General features: G+C 49.6%; 18 protein-coding genes. 16 read left to right on the top strand and 2 right to left on the bottom strand.

Annotation, left to right across the window (positions count from 1 at the left end; translation table 11 throughout):
• The first annotated feature begins 73 nt into the window (after positions 1 to 73).
• The 4 genes from ACTID9_RS27305 (at position 74) to ACTID9_RS27290 (ending at position 3,197) form a co-directional block, all read left to right on the top strand.
• The gene (locus ACTID9_RS27305; RefSeq protein ID WP_122920599.1) at positions 74 to 1,087 is read left to right on the top strand and encodes a rod shape-determining protein; all 1,014 of its coding nucleotides are present in this window, start codon (positions 74 to 76) and stop codon (positions 1,085 to 1,087) included.
• Between the two features lie 18 nt (positions 1,088 to 1,105).
• A complete protein-coding gene (locus ACTID9_RS27300; protein WP_441068588.1) occupies positions 1,106 to 2,071 on the top strand; it encodes a flagellar hook-basal body protein in 966 nt (321 codons plus the stop codon).
• Between the two features lie 31 nt (positions 2,072 to 2,102).
• Positions 2,103 to 2,930 (top strand): flagellar hook-basal body protein, encoded by an 828-nt coding sequence (locus ACTID9_RS27295; protein WP_441068586.1) that lies wholly within the window; start codon positions 2,103 to 2,105, stop codon positions 2,928 to 2,930.
• Between the two features lie 108 nt (positions 2,931 to 3,038).
• Complete coding sequence (locus tag ACTID9_RS27290) at positions 3,039 to 3,197, top strand: DNA-directed RNA polymerase subunit beta (RefSeq protein ID WP_441068584.1); 159 nt, start codon at positions 3,039 to 3,041, stop codon at positions 3,195 to 3,197.
• A gap of 53 nt (positions 3,198 to 3,250) precedes the next feature.
• On the opposite strand, the gene ACTID9_RS27285 is transcribed toward ACTID9_RS27290, so the two are convergent.
• On the bottom strand, positions 3,251 to 3,928 hold the full coding sequence (locus ACTID9_RS27285; RefSeq protein WP_441068582.1) for a Crp/Fnr family transcriptional regulator: 678 nt from the start codon (positions 3,926 to 3,928) through the stop codon (positions 3,251 to 3,253).
• A gap of 180 nt (positions 3,929 to 4,108) precedes the next feature.
• Here ACTID9_RS27285 and ACTID9_RS27280 point away from each other — a divergent pair, with 180 nt between their 5' ends.
• The 9 genes from ACTID9_RS27280 to ACTID9_RS27240 all read left to right on the top strand — a co-directional run bounded on the left by ACTID9_RS27280 (position 4,109) and on the right by ACTID9_RS27240 (position 16,594).
• Positions 4,109 to 4,573 (top strand): PilZ domain-containing protein, encoded by a 465-nt coding sequence (locus ACTID9_RS27280; protein ID WP_441068580.1) that lies wholly within the window; start codon positions 4,109 to 4,111, stop codon positions 4,571 to 4,573.
• Positions 4,574 to 4,617: 44 nt separating this feature from the next.
• Positions 4,618 to 6,429, top strand: a complete 1,812-nt coding sequence (locus ACTID9_RS27275; RefSeq protein ID WP_441068578.1) for a CHASE2 domain-containing protein — start codon at positions 4,618 to 4,620, stop codon at positions 6,427 to 6,429.
• Between the two features lie 18 nt (positions 6,430 to 6,447).
• The gene (locus ACTID9_RS27270; protein ID WP_441068576.1) at positions 6,448 to 7,818 is read left to right on the top strand and encodes an NHL domain-containing protein; all 1,371 of its coding nucleotides are present in this window, start codon (positions 6,448 to 6,450) and stop codon (positions 7,816 to 7,818) included.
• Between the two features lie 13 nt (positions 7,819 to 7,831).
• Positions 7,832 to 8,179, top strand: coding sequence for a DUF3307 domain-containing protein (locus tag ACTID9_RS27265; RefSeq protein ID WP_441068574.1), 348 nt, complete (start codon positions 7,832 to 7,834; stop codon positions 8,177 to 8,179).
• A 38-nt stretch (positions 8,180 to 8,217) separates the two neighbouring features.
• Positions 8,218 to 13,446: an immunoglobulin-like domain-containing protein gene (locus tag ACTID9_RS27260; protein ID WP_441068573.1), complete on the top strand. Its 5,229-nt coding sequence runs from the start codon at positions 8,218 to 8,220 to the stop codon at positions 13,444 to 13,446.
• Positions 13,447 to 13,589: 143 nt separating this feature from the next.
• Positions 13,590 to 14,117 carry a CDP-alcohol phosphatidyltransferase family protein gene (locus ACTID9_RS27255; RefSeq protein ID WP_441068571.1) on the top strand — a complete coding sequence of 176 codons (528 nt, stop codon included), beginning with the start codon at positions 13,590 to 13,592 and terminating at the stop codon, positions 14,115 to 14,117.
• Between the two features lie 17 nt (positions 14,118 to 14,134).
• Positions 14,135 to 14,578 carry a 3-hydroxyacyl-ACP dehydratase FabZ gene (fabZ, locus tag ACTID9_RS27250; RefSeq protein WP_441068569.1) on the top strand — a complete coding sequence of 148 codons (444 nt, stop codon included), beginning with the start codon at positions 14,135 to 14,137 and terminating at the stop codon, positions 14,576 to 14,578.
• Positions 14,579 to 14,691: 113 nt separating this feature from the next.
• Positions 14,692 to 15,420 (top strand): WecB/TagA/CpsF family glycosyltransferase, encoded by a 729-nt coding sequence (locus ACTID9_RS27245; protein WP_441068567.1) that lies wholly within the window; start codon positions 14,692 to 14,694, stop codon positions 15,418 to 15,420.
• A gap of 76 nt (positions 15,421 to 15,496) precedes the next feature.
• The gene (locus ACTID9_RS27240) at positions 15,497 to 16,594 is read left to right on the top strand and encodes a glycosyltransferase family 4 protein (RefSeq protein ID WP_441068565.1); all 1,098 of its coding nucleotides are present in this window, start codon (positions 15,497 to 15,499) and stop codon (positions 16,592 to 16,594) included.
• A 99-nt stretch (positions 16,595 to 16,693) separates the two neighbouring features.
• On the opposite strand, the gene ACTID9_RS27235 is transcribed toward ACTID9_RS27240, so the two are convergent.
• Positions 16,694 to 17,356: a YigZ family protein gene (locus tag ACTID9_RS27235; protein ID WP_441068563.1), complete on the bottom strand. Its 663-nt coding sequence runs from the start codon at positions 17,354 to 17,356 to the stop codon at positions 16,694 to 16,696.
• 164 nt (positions 17,357 to 17,520) lie between these two features.
• Here ACTID9_RS27235 and ACTID9_RS27230 point away from each other — a divergent pair, with 164 nt between their 5' ends.
• The 3 genes from ACTID9_RS27230 to ACTID9_RS27220 all read left to right on the top strand — a co-directional run bounded on the left by ACTID9_RS27230 (position 17,521) and on the right by ACTID9_RS27220 (position 25,549).
• Complete coding sequence (locus ACTID9_RS27230) at positions 17,521 to 18,849, top strand: TolC family protein (RefSeq protein WP_441068561.1); 1,329 nt, start codon at positions 17,521 to 17,523, stop codon at positions 18,847 to 18,849.
• A gap of 313 nt (positions 18,850 to 19,162) precedes the next feature.
• Positions 19,163 to 22,429: an S-layer homology domain-containing protein gene (locus ACTID9_RS27225; protein WP_441068559.1), complete on the top strand. Its 3,267-nt coding sequence runs from the start codon at positions 19,163 to 19,165 to the stop codon at positions 22,427 to 22,429.
• A gap of 234 nt (positions 22,430 to 22,663) precedes the next feature.
• The gene (locus tag ACTID9_RS27220) at positions 22,664 to 25,549 is read left to right on the top strand and encodes a hypothetical protein (protein WP_441068557.1); all 2,886 of its coding nucleotides are present in this window, start codon (positions 22,664 to 22,666) and stop codon (positions 25,547 to 25,549) included.
• Positions 25,550 to 26,224: the final 675 nt, after the last annotated feature.

Genomic DNA, 26,224 nt, shown 5'->3' with positions numbered 1-26,224 from the left:
AAGACTTGTCCTCTCTCCCATTACATCCTATGATAGAAGGATAGCAATGTACACGGTACAGGGAGGCCCTCGCATGTTTAGCAAGGATATTGGGATTGATTTAGGAACAGCCAATGTGTGTGTTTATGTAAAAGGAAAAGGCATTGTGCTGAATGAACCCTCGGTGGTAGCCATCGATAATCAGACGAAAAAAGTTTTGGCTGTTGGGAATGAAGCACACAGAATGGTCGGCCGCACCCCTGGGAACATTGTTGCGATCCGCCCGCTACGTGATGGCGTGATCGCGGATTTTGAAATTACCGAAGCCATGCTGCGCCATTTTCTGAACAAGATTGGCGGAAAAAGCTTGTTTACCAGACCACGCATTCTTATTTGTTGTCCAACGAATATTACATCTGTCGAACAAAAAGCGATTCGCGAAGCTGCAGAGCGCTCAGGCGGAGCTCGCGAGGTATATATTGAAGAAGAACCGAAGGTAGCAGCCGTAGGAGCAGGGATGGACATTTTCCAGCCTTCCGGCAACATGGTGGTCGATATAGGCGGTGGTACCACGGACGTAGCGGTATTGTCAATGGGTGATATCGTCACCGCCTCTTCTATAAAGATTGCCGGCGACAAATTCGATATGGCAATCATGCGCTATATCAAGAACAAATACAAACTGCTGATCGGGGAACGGACAGCAGAGGATATCAAAGTGCAGATTGGGACCGTTTACGGTGGACGCCAGGACGAAATGGACATTCGCGGACGAGATATGGTTTCCGGATTGCCGCAAACCATCACGATTCGTTCCGAGGAAGTTCAAGATGCCCTGGCTGAATCAGTTAGCTCGATTGTACAAGCCTCAAAAAATGTTTTAGAACGAACACCTCCGGAGCTTTCTGCCGATATTATTGATAAAGGGGTTTTCCTCACGGGTGGAGGCGCGCTGATCCACGGGCTGGATCAATTGCTCGCCGACGAATTGAAGGTACCGGTACTGGTAGCGGATGACCCGATGATGTGCGTTGCCAAAGGGACAGGCCTCATGCTTGACTATTTGGACAAGGCCCCTGTTCAGCGCAAGAACAAACTGTTTGGATAGAAACAGGAGGGGTGTTACGTGATTCGAGGTTTGTATACCGCAGCCTCCGGAATGCTGGCGATGCAGCGCCGCCAAGAAGCGCTTTCCAACAATCTGGCCAATATCAACACGCCGGGCTACAAGGAAGATGTGGGCGTGATCCGCTCATTCCCTGAACAGCTGCTCGCAAGAATCAATGATCAGAATGGGCCGACTGTGGAGGGCATGCCTTCCATGACGGGCCAACCTGTGCCGATCGGCAAATTGCATACGGGTGTCTATCTGTCAGAGACGCTCCCTACATTTACGCAAGGGGATATTGCGCAAACGGACAGCCCATATGACGTGGCGTTGACGGACAACCTTCCGCCCGAGCAGGTAAACGGGAAAGCGGTCAAACGGACCATGTTTTTCAGTGTGGCACGAATCCCCGATACGACCCAGCCGGCAGCTGCCGACCAGATCCGCTACACGCGAAACGGGAGCTGGAGCGTGGATGACAGAGGTTTCCTGGTGACGCCGGATGGTTACTATGTGCTGGATAGCGAAAATCGGGCGATCCAGGTCAATGGTTTTACGGATGCGAACGGAAACACGGTGAGCGCCGGACAAGACCTCAAGATCACCTCGACAGGCGAGCTGCAAGTGCGCAAGCCGGACCCGAATGCGAGCGATACATACGAACCGATTGGAGCAGACCCGAATAATCCTGTGCGCATCGGCTTGCGGGTGGTGACCGATCCGAACCAGCTGGTGCGGGAAGGCAATAATTTGTACCGCTGGGATGGGCAGAACGCGCCGGTTGATGCTTCAACCGATCCGAACCTGAACGGATTTTATGCAATCCGGCAAGGCTGGGTCGAGCGGGCGAATGTGAATCCGGCGCAGACGATGACGGAAATGATGACAGCGCTGCGTTCCTACGAAGCCAACCAGCGCGTCCTGTCTACGCTTGATTCGACATTGGACAAGGCGGTCAATGAGATCGGCCGCGTTAACGGCTAACATCAGGTAGACGAAGGGAGGTAGGTTTTCAATGCAATCGTTGCAAATTTCGACAGCAGCCCTGCGCGGCGTCCAACAAGCGCTGGATACAGCGAGCAATAATATCGCAAACCTCGATACCGTCGGGTTCAAGCGGCGCGGAGCCTCGTTTTCCGAGCTTTTGAACGATTCGATGGACAGCCAGCCGTCGACAGACAAAGCCCGCACTTCGCCAGCGGGCCTGCGTATCGGAAGCGGGGTGAAGGTGGGCCTGACACCGCTCGACATGACCCAAGGCAGTGCGAAGCAGACCGATGTTCCGACCGATCTGATGATCGAAGGGGAAGGCATGTTTTTGGTGAGCCGCTACAAGGGGATGGATGCGCAAGGCAATGTGCAGGAAGAGTACCGCTTGACCCGAAACGGCGCCTTTCATCTGTCGATGGACAACCAGGGCAGCAACACGGTCTACAATTTGGTGACGGCATCAGGCGATGTGTTGCTGGATGAGAAAGGCTTGCCGATTGAACTGCCGACGGATGGGGAAATTACAGTTAGACCGGATGGACAAGTCCTGCACAATGGTGAGGAACTGTCAGCTGTCAAAATCCCGGTGTTCAAGCTGGATAATCCGGACAAGTTCAAGCAAGCGGGAGAGAACGAATTTCTTTGGCAGGACCCCAATGGAGACAGTCCGTGGAACGTGTTGAATCAATCAGATGCGACACTGCGCCAAGGCTTTCTTGAAATGTCCAATGTGGATTTGAACAAAGAGATGTCGCAAGTGATCCTGGCACAGCGTGCTTACCAGCTGAATTCCCGCGCTATCGAAATTTCCGATCAAATGATGGGGATCGCCAACTCCATCCGCAGTCGTTAAAACCTAAACGGAGGACAACCCATGAATCGTGTGAATGAAAGAAGCTTTCCGCGCGAAAGGCCGGAAACAGAACAACAAAGGCCGAGGCGTGTAAAAGGATGGGGACGGGTGGCTGCCAAACTCCTGATCGTTCCGTTCCTGCTTTTCTTTTCATTGATGATTGGGCTGGTCATCGGATACAGTGTTCTCGGAAAATTGCCTGCCTCGGAAGTGTTTCAGATCAGCACGTACAAGCATATGTACGATCTGATCTTCTCGGGCACGTAAACAAAAAAACCCTCAGAGAAGCGTAGCTGAGGGTTTTTTGCGTATGTATCCATTTACAGCAAGGCTTCCAGAGCGCCTTTGTCTTTTAGCAAAATGAACTTTTTATCAATGCTGATCAAAAACTTGTCCTGCAGCTCCAAAAGAACCTTTGTCACGGTCTCGCGAACCGTCCCCACCATGTCGGCGATTTGCTGGTGAGTCAGCTTCATGTTGATCAACAATCCGTTCTCTTGAGCAACACCATGGTCGTTGCCGAGCATAAGCAACGTTTTGATGATCCGGGAGCGGGCATCAAGGAAGGTCAAATCCTCAATTTGCTCGTTGGCCCGGCGCAGTCTGTCCATCAGGCTGTCGACCAGGTTGAGCGTCAGCTTGGGGTTGTTCGCGAGCAGCATTTGGAAATCTTTGCGTTTCATCGCGTACAAGACAGTCGGCTCCAACGCTTGCGCACTGGCGGAACGAACCTGGTTTGTTTGCAGAACCGCCATCTCGCCAAAATAATCGCCATCACGGAAAAGGGCCAAAATCACTTCGCGCGACCGGTCAAACCGGAAAATCTTGACCAAGCCGCTTTTTACGATAAACAATTCTTCACCAGTGTCGCCTTCGAAAAAAATCGGCGCCCCTTTTTTGTAGCAGCGCTCAACAAACAGCTTTCTGACCTGCGCCAGTTCTTCAATAGAAAAGTCGCAAAAAAACGGCACTTCTTTTAAAAAGTGCGACGTAGACAACGTCCTTCATCCTTTCCCAAAAACACCTTTCTCTTACTAATAATAGGAAGAATCAAATTATTTCACAAGGGGAAGCGCCTCTTTTGTTACGCAACACACAGATTCAGGCTGAAAAATACGCAATAATAGAGAGGGATCAATATGAATGTCCAGGTAAAATGTTGATTGTTCGAGGTGGATATGCAGAATAAACGCGGGTTTTATCGATTGGAGCCGAAACGGCCATTTTGTGCAAATATGGAGATTATTCGGATTAGAAAGAATGTAATTCAAACGGGAAATGCCCAAGTCTGTATCGATGATATCGCTGCGGGCGGGCTCCGATTTGTTTCCGATCTACGCATGATTGTGGAAGAGGAGATTGTCCTGCAGTTTGAATTGACGATGCTGAATCAGCAGCTCAAGCTACAGGGCAACATCGTGCGAAAAGTTGAATTGCCGGACGGTTTGTTCGAATACGGCGTCAAGTTCGCGATGGATGAGACGACGATTGCCAAGCTGTCTTATCAGGTCAATCAGCTTGACCTGCTGTTCAGGCGTAACCCCTTGCCCGCTCATTGTTATTTCTGCTCGCAAGAAGAGAAGCGCGGTTGCTTTAAGGAGAAGTCAGACCCAAATGACCACCGGTTTTTGGGACATGCCTGATACTCGTCAGGCCATCGATCGATGTCAGAATAAAGGAGTGTTTCATGATAAAGCAAACAAGAGCAGTGCTGACCGCATTGCTGATTACGCTTGTCGTGGGCTGGCTGTATCATAATGATGCCCTTTACAACGTGGAAGTCAATTTCGTCGACCGGATGACAAAGGAAATCCGCACGGTCGACAGCCGAATCGTCATCGTCGGGATTGACGATGACAGTCTGAGCAATCTCGGTCAGTGGCCGTGGCCTCGCTCCATTCATGCCGGGCTGATCAAGCGGATCGAGCAGGCGGGGGCGAAGGCGATCGGCCTCGACTTGATTCTTTCCGAGCCTTCCCAAGACCCGGCCGACGATGCAGCGATGCAGGACGTGCTGACGCAATCGCCCAACGTGATCCTGGCGAATACGTTCATCTTCCCCAGCAAACAGGAAGACGCGGGGTCGCTCAAGTACGACAAGCTGCTGAAGCCGGTGTACGACGTAGGTGAACAACAGCAAGCGCACATCAACGTCTTTGCGGATCGCGGTGACATCGTGCGGCAAATTTTGCTCGGCGTCCCGACGAAAGACGGCAACATGCTGCCGGCGCTCAGCGTTCGACTGGCCAACTACTTGTTGCCGCCAACCAAACAGATCACATACGAGAATGGCATGTGGAAGCAAGGAGCCAGTACGCTTTTTACCAATCAAAAGAACCAGCTGTATTTCGCGTTTGCACAGCCACCGGGCGGCTATACGATGATTCCGTATTTTGACGCGCTGAATATGGACCCGGAAACAATGGAGGGCGCGTTCAAAGACGCGATCGTTCTGATTGGGCCATATTCCGTCGGGCTGGGTGACCAATACCTGACGCCGACCAGCAATGCCACAAAAATGTTCGGTGTCGAAATTCACGCCAACATGGTGCAGAGCCTTCAAGACAGCCGCTATTACCAAACCATTACCGGCAGCTCGGAATGGATCGGATGGGCCTTGTTGTTTATCCTTTCGCTCCTGACGTATTGGCTTACGCGCCGAGCGAGGCCGTGGCTTGCCTTTGTCCTCTTCCTTGTCTTCTTTATCGGTTATGCCGTTATCGCCATTTTGGCAAACGTCTTGCTCAATTTGTTGCTGCCGTTCACGTATCCGATTTTGGCCATCATCATTTCCTACGTCATTTCGATCGTGAACCGGTACTTGGCAGAACGCAAGGAACGAAACCGGGTGACATCCCTGTTCAGCCGCTACGTCTCCCAACAGGTTGTAGACGAAATCCTAAGCTCGCAGGAAGCGCAAAACCTCGGGGGCACGCGCAAAAATGTGACGCTGATGTTCGTGGATATTCGCGGCTTTACCCCGCTGTCGGAGCGGATTGAGCCGGAAGAAGTCATTCAGGTGTTGAATGAATATCTCGATTTGTGCACACAGGCGGTTTTTGCCTATGAGGGAACATTGGATAAATTCATCGGTGACGGGGTCATGGCGATCTTCGGTGCGCCGATTCCGCTTGATGACCACCCGGTGCGGGCCGTGCGCGCTGCGCTGCAAATGAAAAAAGGATCGGCCGCTTTAGCGGAACGATTGACCGAAAAGTATGGATACTCCGTGTCTTTTGGCATCGGCTTGAATTCAGGGGATGCGGTTATCGGGAACATTGGCGCCAAAAACCGGCTCGACTATACGGCGATCGGCGATACCGTCAACATGGCGGCGCGTCTGGAGTCGAATGCCAAGCCTGGCCAGATTCTCATCAGCCAGTCCACCTACGACTTGGTAAAGGAGCTGTTCGAGATCGAACCGCTCGGCGAGATCAAGGTTAAAGGCAAAGAAAAGCCTGTCGCGGTCTACCAGGTCATGGGAGAGAAAGAAAAATAACAGGGGGGTTGCAGCATCATGCGAATCGCATCGAAAAAAACAGCGTTACTTGGACTCGTGGCGGCTGCCCTGATCGCACCAGCTACAGGCGCTTTTGCAGAAACGGTCGCCCGCGTGGAAACAGCGTTTATCCCGCAAGGAAGCATGTATGGAACGGCGCTCGCCGGCAAGACGCTCTATGTCAGCGAATTGGACACGGGTTTAATCAAGGCATTCCACACGACGGACGAACAGGAAGCGACAATCGTAGCCCAGTCACTGCTTGCGCCAAAAGGCATGGCAGTGGCACCCGATGGTACGCTCTATATCGCCGACAGCGGCCATCACCGCATCGTACGCGTGACGCCTGCCGGGGAAATGAAAACAGTGGCAGGTTCCGGTGAAGCGGGGTACAAAGACGGGCGTGCCAGCGAGGCCCAATTTTATGAACCGTCCGATGTGGCGATTGCGCCGGACGGTTCGCTGTATGTCGCCGATACGCTCAATCATCGGGTCCGTAAAATCGCTGCGGACGGAGCCGTCACGACGGTGGCGGGCAGCGGAACGGAAAAAGATGCCGATGGCTGGCTGATCGGCGGCCTGCATGACGGAACGGCAGCCGAAGCCCGGTTCAATGAGCCGTCTTCGATCGCGCTTGATCCGAACGGCAACCTGTTTATTGCCGATACGGGCAACCAACGGATCAGAGAGCTGACGACCGCAGGTACGGTGAAGACGGTAGCGGGCGGCGGCGAGGAGCGGGTGGAAAACCGGTACATAAAAGGCGGATACGCCGATGGGCAGGCGGCCAACGCGCGTTTTTATGCTCCGACAGGGCTGGCGTTTGCCCCGGATGGCGGACTCTACATCGCTGATACGATGAATCATGCGGTTCGTCTACTGTCCGCTGACGGTACCGTGAGCACGGTAGCGGGCGGAGACTTGCACGGTTACGGCAACGGTTGGGGAGTAGAGGCCCAGTTGGACGGCCCGGCAGACATCGCCGTTGATGGAAAAGGGACGCTATGGGTCGCAGACCGTTGGAATCGCACCATCCGTACAATTGACAGAATCGCGCTTCCGGAACGAAAGCAGCCTGCGGATGTGCGGTTCGTCTGCAACGGAAAAGCGCTACAGTTGAAAACAAAGGCGGTCGTTCGCCAGGGCGCCACCTATGCGCCGCTGCGAGAACTGGCAGAAGCTCTTGGCTTTACGGTCACTTACCAGGCTGCTTCCAAACAAGTGACCCTCACCAACCGAAGCGGGGCAAAGCAGCTCGATTTACGCACAGCAATCGTCATCAATGGCAGTACGATGGCGCCTGTTCGAGAGCTGGGGAATGTGCTTGGTGTCCAGGTTGCGTGGAGCCCTGCGTACAGACTGGTTGATCTGACTTCATCTGTGAAGTAGGGGAGGCTGACAGATGACACTGTTTGAAGTGCTGCTGGTGGCCCATTTTGTTGGCGATTATTTGTTTCAAACGTCATGGATGGCGATGAATAAAGCAAAGAACTGGGCCGCGCTGCTGGTCCATTGCGCTGTGTACACACTGGTTCTGTACGTCGCGGCGAATCTCATCTGGGCCAAGCAGCCGCTGTCGTGGCCGGCGCTCGCCGTCATTTTTTTCGGCCATGTCATTTTGGACCGACGGACATTTGTCGCATGGTGGGTGCGCAAGATCATGATGGCGCCGGAGAGCAGCTGGCTTGGCATCATGGCTGACCAGATTTTTCACTTGTTGCTCATTGCATGGGCGATTTACTTGTCATAGTCGGGAATAACACAAATCGAGTAGGGGAGTGAATAGCGTTGGGGGGTACGATTCAGCGATACATGATGTGCTTGCTGCTTTTCATCGTAGTGGCAGGCTCGGTCTTGCCATCGTTTGCTGCTGAGAAGCTGGAGCGTGTAGCCAAGCTGTCCCACATTGTAGGGGATGTCCAGGTTAAAAAGGCAGGCGGTGCGAAACCGTTCAAAGCTTTTAACAACATGGCGCTAACCCGTGGTGACCAGATTACAACAGGGAAAAACAGCAGTGCACAGCTCGATCTCGACGATGGCAGCAAGCTGGTTGTCGGCAGCAATACGCAGAGCATGATCAGCGATTTGGTCAAAAATGCGCAGGGCGGCAACCAGACGGCGGTCAAAGTCGTGTCAGGCCAAGTCTGGTCCAAACTGCAAAGCTTGTCGAATAGTAATGACTCATTCAAATATGAAACACCGACCGCAGTCATGGGCATACGGGGAACGATGCTTTTGGTCACCGGCAACAGCCTTTTTGTGACAGAGGGAGTCGTTTCGCTTTTGGGGAAAGGCTCGCAAGCGGAGACCGCACTGGTCAAGTCGAATGAGTGGGGAGAAGCCTCGGGGACAGGCAGGCTCGACGGCGGTCTCATCAATACGAAAACGTTGGTAGATGCGATGGATAGCCAGGTGCTTCACATCGCGACAGAGGACATCATCCATGCTGTGTATGAAGCGTACAGCAACCCTGAGCTTGTGAAACCGGGCAAAGGGATGTCCAATGAGTTTTTGCAGCACGCTGCCGAATTTGTAGCTGCGGCAAAGGAGAAGGACCCGACGATTCAAGTACCGTCAGACTTTTCCCAGGTGGTGCAAGAGGTTGCGAAGCAGATTGCCGACAACCTGAACAGTCCGATGAATCCGAATCCGGTGGATACGATCTCCGCAGGCAAAAAGAAGTCGAGTGACGACCAACAGTCACCGACATTGCCGGACCAAAATCCAACCTTGCCAGGTTCGCCTGGCAGTAATGGCGGCTCTTCCACTCCTCCGACTTCAGGTAACAGCGGTGGAGGCGGGGGCAGCGGAGGTAGCGGTGGCTCTGGCGGAGGCGGTGGAGGTGGGGGCAGTTCCCAATCCATTATTGACACCGTAACGGCAGCGCCGATCGGGGATGGCAGTTACAGCCGCGTGACGGTAAAAGGAACGAACACGACTTTCAAAACCAAACCGCTTATCGTAAATATTGATGAAAAGCAATGGGGCGATGTACCGTTCTCCGTTGGCACGGTCAATACCATATCGGATACAGAGCTGAATTTTGAAGTGAGCACGCCGGACGATGGCCGATACAAGCTGGAATTCCTGTATGAGGGCAAACCGTACAGCTATCAAGTATCGTTCCTGAATGGTCCGTCCCGGATTGAGAGCATGAACGTGACGACAGACGCATCCTTCAAGCGGATCGGGACCATACGCGGACGCAATCTTTCTTTGTCGTCAAGCGGGTTGGCCTTGTCCATGGAAGGCGGCAATGACAATGTGAAGCAAAGCATTCAGGTCAAAGAAAAGCAAAGCATTCCGCTTGTAAATTTCCAGGTTGTCAGCAATAACACCATAAACTTCACGATTCCAGAGAGCACCACAGAAGGCACGTACGCGATTACGCTGAAAATCAACGGCAAAACGTATACGTTCCCTTCATTCACCGTACCGCTCCGCGTGGTTAAAGTAGATGCGGTGCTGGTAGAGACGACAGATGCGGGACGATCCATCACTGTCAACGGCAAAGACGCCCATTTCAAGCAAAACGAAACCACGATCAGCGTGTTGAATCAAGCGGGACAGGTCGTGTACCAGCTTGCCGGCAGTCAGCTTACCGTCATCAGTGAGACAGAGCTGCGCTTCCAGCTGCCGCCATCTGTAGTAGGGGACGTCACGTTCAAAATCGTCAGCAAGCATGAAGAAGGCCGCGGCACACTGGGATTGCCCAAAGTGGCCGAACTGGAGCTGGGCGCACAGAGCGAGCCGCTTTATGTCGGCCAAACGGTACCATTCAAAGCCAGCGCCAAGCTGACCGACAAGACAGTGACAGACGTCACGGAAAAAGCGGTTTGGACAGCAACGCCCAATGACCTCGCCGCCATTTCCAAAACAGGAGAGTTCACCGCGAAAAAAGCGGGGAACGTCACAGTGACAGCTGCATTTGAAGGAAAAACGGCAGCGCATACCTACGCGATCCAAAGCAATATCAAAGAGCTGAAGATCACGCCGAGCCAGGCAAATGTCAGTGCAGGGAAAACGTTCTCTTTCCGTGCGATGGCAACGCTTCTGGATGGAAAAACGCAGGATGTCACCGATTTGGCGGCATGGACCATTGCAGACTCCAGCATTGCGACAATTTCCGGCCATACAGTAACGGGCGTCAAGCTGGGTACAACAACGGTGACCGCGACGATCGACAAATACCAGGCAACTGCGCAAGTAACCGTGAAACCAGCGGTGACAGCCCTCGCGATTACACCGCCGCAGGCCAGCATCAATGTCGGACAGACGACCAGCTTCAAGTTGACCGCGACTTATGCGGACAACAAAACGGAGGACGTAACCTCCCAGGTTGAGTGGAGCACATCGGATGCAGGAGTGGCCCAAGTCACGTCCGGGATCGTGACCGGCGTAAAAGCAGGGAATGCGACAGTGACGGCCAGCTATCAAGAGCAGACGGCGCAGGCTGGGGTGACGGTGAGTGATGTGGTTGTGCCGCAGCCGCCGGCAGGGCCGGTTGTGGAGGTAAGCGGGGCAGGCGAGACATCCCGCCATGAGCTTTTCCTATCAGGCAGAGCTGTTGGGGCAGATTACGTTCTAGTCACCTTGGTTAGCCCAAATCATGTACCTTCTTCCCCGCATACTGTCTCTGTGTCAACAGACGGTTCGTTCACATTTACGTCCGGTCAGCTGAGCGAAGGGGTTTGGAAGTACAAAGTAGAGGCGGTTAAAGCGGGCGTTTCCAACCCCGCCACTGCAAAAACGGGAACGGTAACCATCACAGTTTCTCCTTCTGACGTTTTACCTGAACTGAAAGTAATCGCTGGTCAGGAAAGTATTGTCTCTGAAATTGCAGGTAACGTGGTCAAAGTAGCTGCTGGCAAAACGGTAGGTGACTTGCGTTCCGCCTTGGAGGTAGCAGGAAACGGCACGTTTGTTATTACAGGTTCTGGTGGCAGCCTTCCAGCAAATGGCACGTTGGTGACCAACGGCATGATGATCGCAACCAAATACAGCAATGGAAGAAGCGGCTTCCTCTATACGATCAGTGTTGTGGGAACAACCGATACGGAGCCGCCTGTGCCGCTCTCGGTCAATTTGATTCAAAATAGTAATGATACGACCACGATTGAGATTTTGTTTAATGAAGCGCTTGATTTTCAGTCGGTACCGTCAATTGATGATTTCACAGTCAAATCTACGTGTGGTTTTGATTGTGGCGGGCAATACTTCGAAACCGAAGCCGTTGCCAGCGTGACGGTAGAAGGGAACGCTGTCCATCTCCTAGTTGAAAGTCCGCAGTATATTTCAAGAGATGGTTCAAGCGCGAAAGTATCCTATAGTGGCACGGCCATCAAGGACCAGGCAGGGAATGCTGCTGAAACATTCAGCGATCTGCTGACAAATCAACAGCCGGTTGTAGGAACCATCGTGCTGGAAGGACTTCCGGCGGTCGGGCAGCAAGTATCGAGCAGCTACTATACCGTTCATGATCCGGACGGAGATAGCTTGGCCGATCCGCAGGTTGAATGGAGAATAGGCGACAGCTCGCATTTTGAAAGTGCCACTCCGATTGCGGGGGCGGATACAGGCTCCTATACAATTCAACCGGAGGATGTCGGCAAGTACCTCTTTTTCGTGGTGAAGCCGCTCGCGCTCAGCGGCACGAAAATCGGTGAGCCGGCAGGGCGTCCCGTGGGACCGATCGTTGCCAATGTCAGTGAGTTGGCTCCGAAAATGTCGACATTCACAATCGAGCCGGCTACAAACGAAGGAATCAAGATCAGTGATATTTCGTTTGACGATCCAGGTGCAACCATCATGTACAGCATCTATCCGAATCTGGATGAACCTTTACCGGGTTTGCCAGGTCTCCCGCCAATACGTGGCGAAAGGGAATTTGCACCGCTTGCCGCAAAAGTAAATGAGCCGTTGGAATCCTCATACCGATACGATGAGTGGACGGTGCCACGGGATGACATCATGATTTCGGCGTATTCAGAGATCACAGCGGTTGCCATCAAGAATGGTAACGTGGTCGCCTTCGAGCGCAAGACCATTACGCCGGATATGCTGACGGGGATGGCAGATGAAGAAGCGGTTGAGCTGGACAAAAACGCATTGGAAATCGTGTTTGACGGTCAGGACAATGAAAACAGCGTCACTACGGATGTCATGCTGCCGAAATATGGGGAACATGGTTCGATGATTGCCTGGACCTCTAGTGACGATTCGGTTATAACGATCACCGCTGATGTTCCGTTCGGAATGGTTGGGGAAGTCACGCGCCCGGACACTGATACGACGGTTACTTTGACCGCAACCATTTCCAGAAATGGAGTTCAGGCTACAAGAGAGTTTTCGCTGAAGGTGAAAGGAACGTCCGAGTCACCGTCGCAGACAGAGCCTAAGATGGTGAAAACGAATGTAAGCTATGACTTGCAAAATCAGATCATCACCATCCCGTACGATCAGCCGTTAATCGATGCAACGGAAGGGCATTTGGCTGAAAGAGTCAGTCTTTCAACGGAAGGGATCTCCACAAGTTCAATAGCAGAACGGAATGGCGGCGGTAGTGTTTCGGTTGACGGTAACAACCTGGTCATTACTCTTGGGAATCCATTGATTGGGAACCAGAATTATGTTGTTGTACCGAGCATGGCTGTTAAGGGAGAGCTTGGGTCCATGTACAACGTGATGGAGCAAACGGACAAAATCGCCGGGCTGATTACGGTGGAAGCTCCAATCAATGTATCCTTTATCGCACCAGATGATTCAATAACAATAACGTTTTCAAAGCCAATAAAGGCTGAGTACAAAGCGGTTGTAGAGACTGCTCTATCCAATGGCATGACGGACAGCCAATTTACTTTTGTGTGGTCGGCGGACAACCAAAAACTCACATTCACACAAGACGGTGCCGCAAATGGATCAGCGATTGTTACGGGTATCATTAATGCAGTGATGATTGCTGGGGAAGATGATCCTGTCACAAGAAATGTGCTGCTGGTATTCCCAACAATCAATTAAATCCCCCCTCCCCTCGAGGGGGATTTCTGTTTTAATTGCCGACCCCACGTCTGTAGCGTTATAATGTTGGCATATTATATAGAAAGAGAGCCCACATCCAAAATCTGCGCAACCGAGGGGAGACTCTTGCGGAGGGGTAATTGGTGAACATTCCGAATCTGCTTACCTTTTTTCGTATTTTGCTCATCCCTGTCTACCTGCTGGTCTTTTTCTCATCAGGCCCATATCATGTGGGGATAGCATTGGCAATTTTGATCTTGGCGGGCTTGACCGATATCATTGATGGCTACATCGCACGTACATACAACCAGGTAACCTCCTTTGGCACCATGATGGACCCTTTGGCGGACAAATTAATGATGCTCGCTGTTGTCTGTTCCTTGTTTTTAACAGAGCGGATTAGTGTATGGACCGCCCTGTTTTTCTTTGCCCGTGATCTGGGCATGATTGTAGCATCAGCCATCTTTCATTTTCGCGGGAAAAAAACCGTGCCTGCCAACGTGTTTGGCAAAGTGACCACGGTGCTGTTTTATATGACCTTCCCGCTGCTGATGTATCGGTACGTCTACGCTGAAGAAATCCTTTGGGCGGTGATGGTCTTCTCATTTGTGACCAGCGCGCTCTATATCGGCAAATATCGCATCTTAAACAAAAATAGCTCGCACCAATAAAGGAGAACAACAAACGTATGGAAAACAAACCGCTTCTCGATATCAATCAAATTCAAGAAATCATCCCGCACCGCTATCCGTTTCTGCTCGTAGATCAAATTTTCGAGCTGGAAAGCGGAAAGCGCGCAGTCGGCCGCAAAAACGTGACGATCAATGAGCCGTTTTTCCAAGGTCATTTTCCAGGCTACCCGGTCATGCCGGGCGTCCTCATTGTCGAAGCGCTTGCGCAAGTAGGGGCAGTGGCTGTGCTCAGCATGGAAGAGAACAAAGGGAAGCTGGCGTTTTTTGCCGGAATCGACGAATTCCGCTTCAAGGATCAGGTGAAGCCGGGAGACACCCTCGAGTTGACCGTGGAGCTGACCCGATTGCGCGGCACGATCGGCAAGGGGCACGGCACCGCAACCGTAAACGGCAAGGTTGTCGCGGAGGGCGGCTTAATTTTCGCGCTCTCCCAAAAGTAGGGAATGCACCTGAATAAGCTTGTACTATCAACAAAATTCGAGTAGAATGGCGTAGATGTAACTTTTCTGTAACATTCACGTCAAACGAGATAACTGGCTGGAGGCAATTCGTCATGAAAGAGGCCAAAATACTTGGGGTGTCCTTCTCCACCCTCGGATTCAACGCGACCGTTTCCGATCTCGTTGCCCGGGTAGAGGCCAGACAGCGGACGCATGTCGTCACCGCAAACCCTGAAGTGGTCATGATCGCCAAAGAAAATGCTGGTTTTCAATCGATTTTGGACCAAGCTTATGTCGTGCCGGATGGCATCGGAATCGTCTACGCAGCCAAAATGCTTGATAAGCCTTTGCACGAGCGGGTCACTGGCGTTGAACTGGTGGATGCCCTCATGAAAGAAGCTGACAGGCAGGGCTGGAAAGTCTTTTTGCTCGGCGCCTCACCCGATGTCAACCGAATGGCGGCAGCCCGATTGGAGAAAGACTTCCCGGGGGCCAAAATCGTGGGTCGTCGCGACGGATATTTTTCCGCGGACGAAGAACAGCTTTTGATAAACGAAATCAACGCAGCATCGCCAGACTTATTATTTGTCGCAATGGGCGTTCCCAGACAGGAACTCTGGATTGCGAAGCATTGGTCCCAGCTAAACACGCCAATCGTCATCGGAATCGGCGGTGTTTTTGATGTATTGGCAGGTACGGTCAAACGCGCGCCTGTCTTGTGGCAAAAGCTGCACCTCGAATGGCTGTACCGTCTGCTCAGGCAGCCATCTCGCTGGAAACGACAGCTGGCCATTCCGCGTTTTGTTGGCGCGGTTCTGATGGAAAAATGGGGAAAACGATAATTTCAGGTTAAGATAATGATTTGACGTGTGCGTAAGAAAAAAAGTTTTTCTCAAATGAGAGAGGAGATCTTTTACGATGTCTAGCTATGTCTTCGGACTCTTGACCTCGCTGCTTGTCGCTTTATTGGCTACACCCTATGTGAAAAAGTTTGCTGTCAAAATCGGAGCCGTGGATGCGCCTGACCAACGTAAGGTGCATACACGGATTATGCCGCGTATGGGGGGCCTGGGGATTTACCTGGGGTATGTGGTTGCATTCTTTCTGTTTGTTCCGCTGACCAAGGAGATGATCGGGATCTTCATCGGCGGCTCCATCATCCTGATTGTCGGAATGCTCGATGACAAATTCCAGCTTTCGCCCAAGCTCAAGATGCTGGGTCAGCTGATCGGCACGATCATTGTCGTCATTCCGTTCGGTCTCAAGATCGGGGTCGTCAATCTTCCATTCGGCGGAGCGACCATCGACTTTTCGAGCGGCTGGATGATTTTGCTCGCGATACCAATCACGATGCTCTGGATCGTTGGGGTGACCAATGCGGTGAACCTGATCGACGGACTGGACGGTCTGTCCGCTGGGGTTTCTGCGATCGCGACAGCGACGATGGCCGTGATGGCATTGATAAAAGAACAGCCGGACCCGGTCGTTGCCACATACTGCTTCGTGCTCTTGGGTGCGATTCTCGGATTCTTGTTCTTCAACTTCCACCCGGCTCGCATCTTCATGGGCGACACCGGTTCCTTGTTCCTCGGCTTCAACCTGGCGGCACTGTCGATCATGGGCTTTAAGGAAGCGCTGTTTGTTTCCTTCATCATCCCGATTGTCGTGCTGGGTGTGCCGCTGTGGGATACGTTCTTTGCGATCGTGCGCAGAATCGTCAACAAAAAGCCGATTTCCGCACCGGACAAAGGGCATTTGCACCACTGTCTGCTCAAGATGGGCCTGTCCCATCGCGCAAGCGTCCTGGTGATTTACGCGATCAGCATCTTTTTTGGGACAACTGCGATCGTGTTGACCAAAGCAGCATTGTGGATTTCCATCATTATTATGGCGCTGCTGCTCTTCATCATCCATATGGCGACGGAAGTCGTGGGGCTGGTCAGCCGCAAGCACCGTCCCGTCATCAATGCGTTCCGCCGTATCAAACTGAAATACGCGGGCCGTCGCAGCCACTAAAACATGAATCCCTTTTCTCCAAGAGGACAAGCTCTTGAGGAAAAGGGATTTGTTTGTTTCTTCTATATAATATAGAAGAGATACTGTTGGCATGCTCGTTTAATCTTCCGCGTCGGTGTCGCCTACAGCATCGATCGGCACCTCGATATACAGCTTCTCGCCACGGCTGATCTCGGCTTGTCCATTGGTGAGATCGGTCATGCGCAAAACGAAAGCGTCCTCTTCCCCATGCAGCACGTGAATCAAAACCGTGACTTTATCCGTATAAATAGTATCGGCCACCCGGCTGTTCAGAAGACGCAATTCATTTTCGACTTTTCCCCACCAATGATAATCGACAGTGACCGATATTTCCTGATGAAGGAGGTGGGCGACGATGCCTGCCGCTTGCAAGCCGGTGACGGTTCCCGCTGTATAAGCGCGAACAAGGCCGCCGGCGCCCAGCTTGATTCCGCCAAAATAACGAGTAACGACGACGACCGTATCCTTCAGGCCGTTCTTTTTGATGCATTCGAGGATCGGCTTGCCCGCCGTGCCGCTTGGCTCGCCATCGTCGCTTGACCGTTGGATCTGATCATTTTCACCGATCACGAACGCAGAGCAGTTGTGCGTCGCGTCCCAGTGCTTCTTTTTGATCATGTTGATGAAGGCGACGGCTTCTTCTTCCGTTGTCGCCCGTTGCGCATACCCGATGAACCGGGAACGTTCGATGACGATCTCGTCTTCGCCGTAACCGGCCACGGTTTTATATTGATCTAACATGCAATCACCTCATGCTATAAGGATAGCCAAAAAACCATTGCGATGGCAACGGTGTAGAAATTGTGGAAAATGCTTAAATGAATGAACAATTTCCGGAACATGTGCTATAGTGGAAGAGGATATAAAGCAAAGAATTTTTTTGACCAATAAAGGAGTGACAATTCATGAATTACCCATATTCGAAAAAAGGCTGGATGGCTCTGACGCTGGCAGCTGTCATGTTAACGTCCGTAGGAGTTGCCCAAGCGGATAGTGATAAATCGTCTGCTAAAGACGCACAGCAAACGACCGCGAGCAATCCGTTTGCAAGCACGGAGCAAAAAGCAACAACCGACACGGCGGCAAAACCGGCAGCAACACCAGCTGCTACACCAGCAACAACACCGTCTGCAACAACAAAAGCTCCAAAAGAAGTAGCGGCTAACACACCGGCAACAACACCTGCGGCAACGCCAGCAACAAAACCAGCGACTCAATCGCCGGCAGCAGCCGAGCAACTGTCGATCCAATCGGCGATGGACCAGGCGCTCGCGACCAACACAACGCTGAAATCGCTGCGGATCGATATTGATACGGCAGACATCAACGCACGCCTGGTGCATGAGTCCACGAATGCGATCAAAGTCGACTTCATCGATTCCGTTGGCACCGCGCAAAACAAATACGTGAGCGATGCCAAATCCCAGCTCGCGAAAAAGCTGAATGCACTGTCCTATACAGCGACAGAAAGCAAAATCAAGCTGAGCGTGCAAAAAGCCTACTACGATCTGGTGAATGCACAATCCCAGCTCGAGTTGAAAAAGCAAAGCTTGACCCGCGCGCAAACGCAGCTGAAAGTAGCCAATGCATCCGTTGCAGTTGGAACCCGCGCGAAAACAGATGTATTGCAGGCAGAAATGGGCGTATCGGGCGCACAGGCAGCATTGGTTTCCGCCGAGAATGCGGTTGAAGTGGCACGCTTGACCTTGAACCAAACGATGGGTGTTGATTTGAGCAAGCAGTGGGTACTCACCGATAAAGACAAAATCGGGACTGTAAGCGAATTGCCGCTTGATCAGGCGACAGCCAAAGCGATCAAAGACCGTGTAGAAATGGCACAGCGCCAAGGTGACGTAGACGTAGCGCAACTCAACTACGATCTGATCGCCAAATACTCGGCTGCTTCCACCTATTCCGGACAAATTGCCAAAAATGACATCGAAAAAGCCAAACTCGCTTTGGAAGACCAAAAAACCAAAATTACAATGGAAGTAACGCAAAATTACTTTAACCTGAACGCAGCGAAAAAAGCTGTAGAGTTCAACCAAAAAGCCAAGGAATCGGCTGCAGAAAGCTACCGCTTGACCAACTTGCGCTTCGAGAACGGACTTGCTACTACCCTGGAAGTGATCCAGGCGGAAGAGGAATTGACGACAAAAGAGAACCAGTACCAGGATGCGCTGCATCAGTACCATCTGGCCGCGATGAATTACCAGACATCGATTGGCGAGTAATGTCGAAAAATAGTTTACTGGAAAAAGGTTGCGGGTGACTTTCGCTAGGGTGTTCAATATAATACAAGTTGTAGCGGTGATTAGAAAGTCATGAGAAAATAATTAAAAAAAACTTTGGTTTGCACCGCAACTTTTTGAAACCTGAGGCGTTTAATAGAATGTCAAAGTAATTCGGGGAATTGTGCAAGAAATGATTCACGTAGTCTAGTAACTATGTTACACTAATGAATGTCCCATTTTCGATCTAACAAAAAACGCTAAATATTTCTAATCATTTACAAATTGCGATCCTGCGAAAGGAGGTGAAACGCGCTTGCAGGATTCGGGCGTTAATAAGAAAGATAAAGTAAAGAGAATGTTTCCCCAAGAACAATCTGATTATACTAGAGGAGGAGAATGTAAGGTTATGAAAAAGGTTGTTAATAGCGTATTGGCAAGTGCCCTCGCTCTTACTGTAGCACCTATGGTAGTAGGCGCTGAAGAAGCTACTCAAGCTCCACAAATGGATCCAGGTCTCCAGAAGACCGTTAAACGTCTGTCCGCTTTGGGTCTGATCCAAGGTTATGGCAACGGTGACTACGGTACAGACCGCAGCATCACTCGCGCTGAGTTCGCTACTCTGGTAGTACGCGCTCGCGGTTTGGAAGAAGGCGCTAAACTGGCTCAATTCCAATCCAACTTCACTGACGTGAAACCTTCTGACTGGTTCTCCGGTTATGTAAACGTAGCGTCCGGTCAAGAAATCGTTAAAGGTTACACTGACCAAACTTTCAAAGCTGGCAACAACGTAACGTATGCTGAAGCAGTTGCTATGATCATCCGTTCCCTCGGTTACGATCCAGCTGTTAAAGGCGTATGGCCAAACAACTACATCGCGAAAGCTTCCGAGCTGGGTATCTCCAAAGGTGTTAAAGTTACTCCGGACAAACCAGCTACTCGCGGTGATGTATTCATCATGCTCGACAACTCCTTGAACGTAGGTTTGATGAAACAAGTTGAGTATGGTACAGACGTTCGTTTCGAAATCTACGATGGTAAAAACGGCAACCAAAAGAAAACACTGTTGTCCGAGTACCTGAACGTAGACGTATACGACCAAGACTGGGCTAACAAAAACGGCAACAAGTCCCAAGACTTGCCATTCGTTAGCAACGTACCAGTAATGGGTCTGGGCACGCTGAAAGCAAACGAAGTTTCCTTCACAGGTTCCGCTTTGAAAGGTACTTACAAAGTAGCTGACGGCATCAACGTTAACGGTTTCGTTGGTCAACACGTACAAGTGTGGGTAAAAGACGACCGTGAAGATTATGTTGTTTGGATGGAAAACTCCGATGACGAAGATGTACTGAACCTGCGTACTGACACCGTCTATCTGAAAAGCAAAATCCAAAATGACGGAAAAAACATCTCGAAAGACAACCTCGATGACGTCGAGTTGAAATTCGACAACGACAAAACTTACTCTTTGGCGAAAAACGACAAAGGTAACATTGACGTTAAAGTTGTTTACAACTTCAAAACATACAGCCGCGCAGAAGAAGGCTTGAAAGCGATCGCTGACATCAACGGTAAAGTTGCTGCTTCCGCGAAAGTGGTTCTCAACTCCGATGGCGACATTTCTTACATCAACGTATTTGACGATGCTACTGCTGACCAAGCAAACACTGGCGTGAAATACGGTTCTGAAGTGATCGAGAAAATCGACGCTACAAAACAAAAAATCACTAACCTGGAAGATGGCTCCTTCGATCTGAAAGACAAGGAAGAAGGCAAAGATTTCTTGGTTTACATCAACGGTGAACTGAAGAAATTGGCTGATCTCCAACCAATGGACGTATACAGCGTATACTATCCAGAAGGTAAAAAAGACAAGTACATCATCATGGCTACTCGCCAAGTTGTTGAAGGTAAAGTTGACAAAGTTGACGCTCGTAAAGATGGCGACAACCGTCTGGTTATCGGTGACAAAACATACCGTATCCGTAGCGGCGTAAGCTACACTGACAACGCTGGCAAAGACATCAAAAAACCAACTGACGCTGACCTGCGTGACAAACTGCGCGACCTGGATGGCGTAGCTGTTAAAGTTTACCTGGGTGCAGATGGACGCATCCGTCACATCGAAACCAAAGACAACGTTAACGACCGTCGCTTCAAAGCAATCGTTACAAAAGACGTTGCTTACGACAACAGCACCGACAAATACACGTTTGTAGCGTACACTGAAAAAGGTACAAAACAAACAGTTAGCGTTGACGCTGAAGACATCGAATGGTCCAAAAACGGTGAAGAATTGACAGATGCAGAGATCATGAAAAACCTGGTAACTGTCGATGCTAACAAATCCAAAGGCAGCTTGCACCTGGTTGAAATCACTTTGAACTCCAAAGGCGATGTTGACAAGGTTAAAGTTCTGGATGACGTAGTAGTAAATGAATTGTCCGGTCAAGCATGGGACGACGCAGCTGACGAAGACGACTTGGTACTGAACGTTAAAGACGAGAATGGCAAAAAACATTCTTACGATGTAACTGACAGCACTGTTGTATTCGACATGACTGGTGAAGTGAAAACTTCCGGTAACAACCGCCATGAACTGAAAGACCCACGTCTGGCTAAGTTCAAAGCTGTTGCGAAAGATAACAAGAAAACCGTTTACTACACAACTGATGACAACGAACTCGAATATGTGTTCGTAGTTGCTGGTGGTTCCGTATCCGATAACAACGAATACGGCTATGTAAAAACATTCACAGTTTCCGGTGGCGATGACGCAGTAGTTCTGTTGACTCGTGAAAACGGCGAACTGAAAGAAGTAACGTACAAACTCGACGGTAGCGTGAAAGACGCTCAAAAACGTTTCAACCGTTGGGACTTCATTGAATACGGTCTGAACGGTGACAACGAAGTTGTTATCAAAGACGCTGTGAAAATCGTTGACGGTAACTTCGATGACGATGCTTCCCAAGTGAAAGTGCTCAGCAACCCAGATGCTGCTGACCTGGATGACATCCGCACAGGTAAAGTAACGAAAGTTGACGGCAAGAAAATCACTTTCGAATACCTGGATGAAAAAGGGAAACCACAAACAGATACTCTGTTTACAACAGCTAGTACTGCATTCTTCAACACTGATTTTGAAGACATCACTAGCGTAAACGAAGACGATTACGTTGTTCTGATCGACACTGACGACGACGGTAGCAACCTCGACTACGTCATTGTTGTAACTGATCAAGACGAAGTTGATGAAAACGATTGGGATATGAAAGCATTCTTGGGTAGCAAAGCTACGCCAGAACCTTCAACTGACCTGGTTGACTTCAGCAAAGTAACTCCAACCGTTTACAACCAAGCAGGTGTGAAAGCATACCAAGTTGCTGGTGCAAAAGGTGCGGTTGACACTACTAAAGTTAAGTCGCTGCAAGTGAAAATCGGAACCAAAACTTACGATGTAGAAATCAATGCTGATGGTTCCTTCGACACTGGCAAAAAATTGGTGTTCGGCGATGTTACTTCCTACACTTTGATCGTAACTGACAAAGACGGCAAAGTAACTGAAACGAAAAAGAACTTCTAATTAATGTTAGAAGGGTGCTCCTCACCTAGGTGAAGAGAACAGATTGACTTGGGACTTTGATAGATCGGTAGTCAGAGGGTCTCGTACCCTCTGATTGCCTACATAAGAGAACAGGTCGATCACTACACAGTTTACCCAATTGGACTGCAACACATACAACCAAGAAATTCGCATCACGGCAGTCCGAGTTTAATAAAAAGAGTCCTATCAAACATTTAGTTGGAGGGGTAGTACGTGAAAAACAAGAAGTTGGCACTGTCTGTCTTGTCTACAGCTGTTGTAGCTAGCATGGCTTCTTCTGCATTCGCAGCAGAGCAAGGTTTCTACATTGGCGGCGACGTTAAACATTATTATTCTCTGGATTCTTTCTTCTCCTCGAAAAACAGCTCCAAAATCGAAGACGAAGCTAACAAAGTTGGTCTTGATCAAGTTGTTTACGTGGATGACGAAGGTAATGCAGCTACGCTTGATGACCTGTTGGCTGATGGCGAAGATGCACTTACCGACGACCTGGAAGCAGTGTTTGGCGATTCCTTGCATGACAACTTCAAATCCGTTGACCAAGACGGTAAAGAAGGTTCTGTAGTACAACCTGAGCCAGCAGATGGCCCTGTTGCTGCTGATCTGAATGCAGCAGTAGATGGTAACAAAGTAACCATCACCGGTACTACTAAAAACGCGAAAAAAGTTGAAGTAACAATTGTTGACAAAGACAACAAAGACGTTGCCACTAAAACTGTAGACGTAGTAAGCGACAAATTCACAGCTGAATTCGCTGATCTGGCTGCTGGCGATTACACTTATGAAGTAGTTGCAAGCAACGATGATGAAGATGGCGATGTTCAAAAAGGTAGCAAGTTTACTGTTGCTGCTACTGAGTTACAGGTTAATAGTGTAACTGCGGTTTCCACTAAGTCTTTCAAAGTTGAATTCAACAACGCTGTTGATACAACAAAAGCTCAGTTTGCTATTAAAAAAGACAATGTAACACTTAACCTTTCCGAAGTGAAATTTGCAGATGACAAAAAATCCGCTACACTTTCACTCTCGACTAAGCTTACTAAAGGTGACTACGCTGTTACAGTTTCTGGACTCACTACTGATGCGGTAACAAAAACAGTATCTGTAGAGGACGAGAAACTTGCTAAAGTTGAGTTGAGCGATGTTGCAGTTTTAACTTCGTATAATCCAACAACTGGTAGCACTTTTGACGTAAACTACAAAGCCTACAACCAGTATAACGAAGAGATTACGAAGTCTCTCCTGGATGATAACATTAGCTGGAACTACCCACTTGGTGTTCAACAAACAGCTATTGACAAATCTAAAGGTATCATTTCGCTTAAAGCTCAAGCGAAGTCTGGTGACAAATTTAAGATTACAGCTGTTGATGCTGAATCCGGATTGGTTCTGCAAAAAGATATTACTATCGGTGATGCAGCAACAATCGGAGATGCAACCAACTTTGCACTCTACAATGCTGACAAAAAGCAAATTGATACTTCTAACGTAAGTGATTTTGCTGTTGTATTTGAAGCGAAAGACCAATACGGTAACCCTGTAAAGGCTGCTGCTTTTAACAACGAAATGGTTGTTACATCGAGCAATCCTTTGGTTGCTGGTTTGAATGCAACTCCTGTTGCAGATGGAACTGGCGATAATGAGGGTAAGTTGGTTGTTGCACTTAATAAACCAACTCCAACAAACATCGCTGGTACAACTTCTATCCGTATGATCTCCAAGGTAACTGGTAAACAGTTTAAGTATGATGTTACCGTTAAGGATGTCGCTGCTGTTGATACGTTCACAATTAGCGCTCCACAAGTACTTGTTGCTGCTGGTGAAACAGTAGAGATTCCTTTCACTGCTGCTGACCAATACGGCACTGCAATTACTTCTTTCGCTGATTTGGATGGAAAAATCAACTTTGTAGCTCCAAACGGTTCCATTAAGTTTGAGAACGATTATGTAAATAAGAAAGCTGTTCTTAAATACACGGCACCAACAACTGCTGGTAAATATCTGATTTCCGCTTCCACTGCGAACGGAAAACAATCTACAATTTTTGTAGATGTTAAAGCTTCTGCAACTGCTTCCGTTGTTTCCAAAGCGAAAGATATTACTAATTCTTTGGCAGTTGGTGCGAATGTAAAAGTTGCTGCGAAGAATTTTGAAGTAGTTGACCAATATGGTCGAGCAGTGAAATTGGATTCTAATTTCTTCGGCACTTACTATCTCAATGTTGAAGCGTCTGACGGTACTGCTGATACAGTAACACTTAGTGCTACTAAGATCACTAACACAACGGATGTTTTGACACTTGCTGCGGCTAAGAAAGGTACTGAGAAGTTTAAAGTATCTATCGTTAAGAAAGCCGGCGATGTACCTGTAGCTGGTAGCGAGATCGAATTCAATGTTTCTGTTGTTGATGGTGCTGATGTTACACAATATGTCGCGGATGATGTTGCAACAATTTATGATGATCAAAACACTGGCTACCAAGTTGACCTGAAAGTTTACGGTAAAAAACAAGATGGTACAAAAGTTGCTGTTCCTTCCTCGAAAGTTACTGTAGTATCTTCTGACAGCAAGGTTACTTATGATCCTTCAACTGGAAAATTAGATGCTAATAAAGTCGTTTTCGATACAAACCAAACAGAAAAAGTTGTAGTTCTTACAATCATTGTTGACACTGCAAATGGACCTGTTGAAATCACCAAAAACGTAACTGTAACGAAGAAAGCTCCTTCCTTGGTGAGCATTTCGTCTGTATCGACAGAAGATGTTTCTGTATCCGGTGGCGTTGCATCCATTGCAGCAAACCATCTGACTGCAGCTACATTGGTTGAAGCTTTCGAAGGTACTGATAGCTACGGTGAAACAGTAGCCTTCAGTGATGGTTCCGTTATTGCACCTGGAGTATACATCACATTTACTGGTGCAAAAGATGCTAAACCAATGGTTGACGGTGGCCTTGCTGATCTTACACTCACTAATGGTGACGCAGCAAATGCAGCAATTACTGGCGCAGAAGCTGGCGACTCCTTTAATGTTACTGTTGTAAAAGAAGGTAAAACTTCTACACTTAAAGTAATCGTTGGTGCACCTACTGCCCCTTAATAAAACTACGAAACGTTACTTCCTAAACTCAATTGAGTAAAAGAAGTGGAGAATCCCCCAACCAGTTTGGTTGGGGATCTCTCTAACTACCTTGTTCAGAAGATTGGTGAAATTCCAATCCGTGAGAACAGCCCATAACTTACGAGCCTAATCCTCCTGCCCACCTTTTTGTCCTAACCAGACATGGCGTGTGAAGTCAGGTGAAGTCGTACTTGCTGAAATGCAAGGCGGGGCTCCTTAAAAGCAGACTATGGTCAGGCGACGAATCCATGTTGACCCAATCGAAGATAGCTGTTGCCAGGTAAGATGCTAGGGGTTTGGCAACAGTCGATGTACCCGTAATGGTACAGACGAAGCAGGCACAATTCAGGCTGTTAAACCTGCTTTTCTCCGGTTGTAAAGTGGGGACCTAAGGTCTTGCAAAAAAAAGGGATAGACAAGGTGGAACGTTTGAAGTCTTGCCGGAAGAGGCGGGTTAGCGCCAGTGAGGCCGGTAGGATGGCGGCGGGTTCGTAGTAGTGTAGATCGCATGCCGTTTGAACCTGTAGTGGTAACACAGGCAGGGAGGAGAAAACTTGCGGGAGCGAAGGGACCCAGTCAGTTGTAGAATCTCAATCACATGACTTATTTCCCCAAAAAGTAAGTCTAACATGGAAAACGGTAGTCAATGTAGAT

It is taken from the genome of Brevibacillus fluminis (genome assembly GCF_052072235.1).
In the GTDB taxonomy this organism is placed as follows: Bacteria; Bacillota; Bacilli; order Brevibacillales; family Brevibacillaceae; genus Brevibacillus_D; species Brevibacillus_D fluminis_A.
The sequence above is the reverse complement of the archived record's forward strand: the minus strand, read 5'-3'. Positions and strand labels throughout refer to the sequence as shown.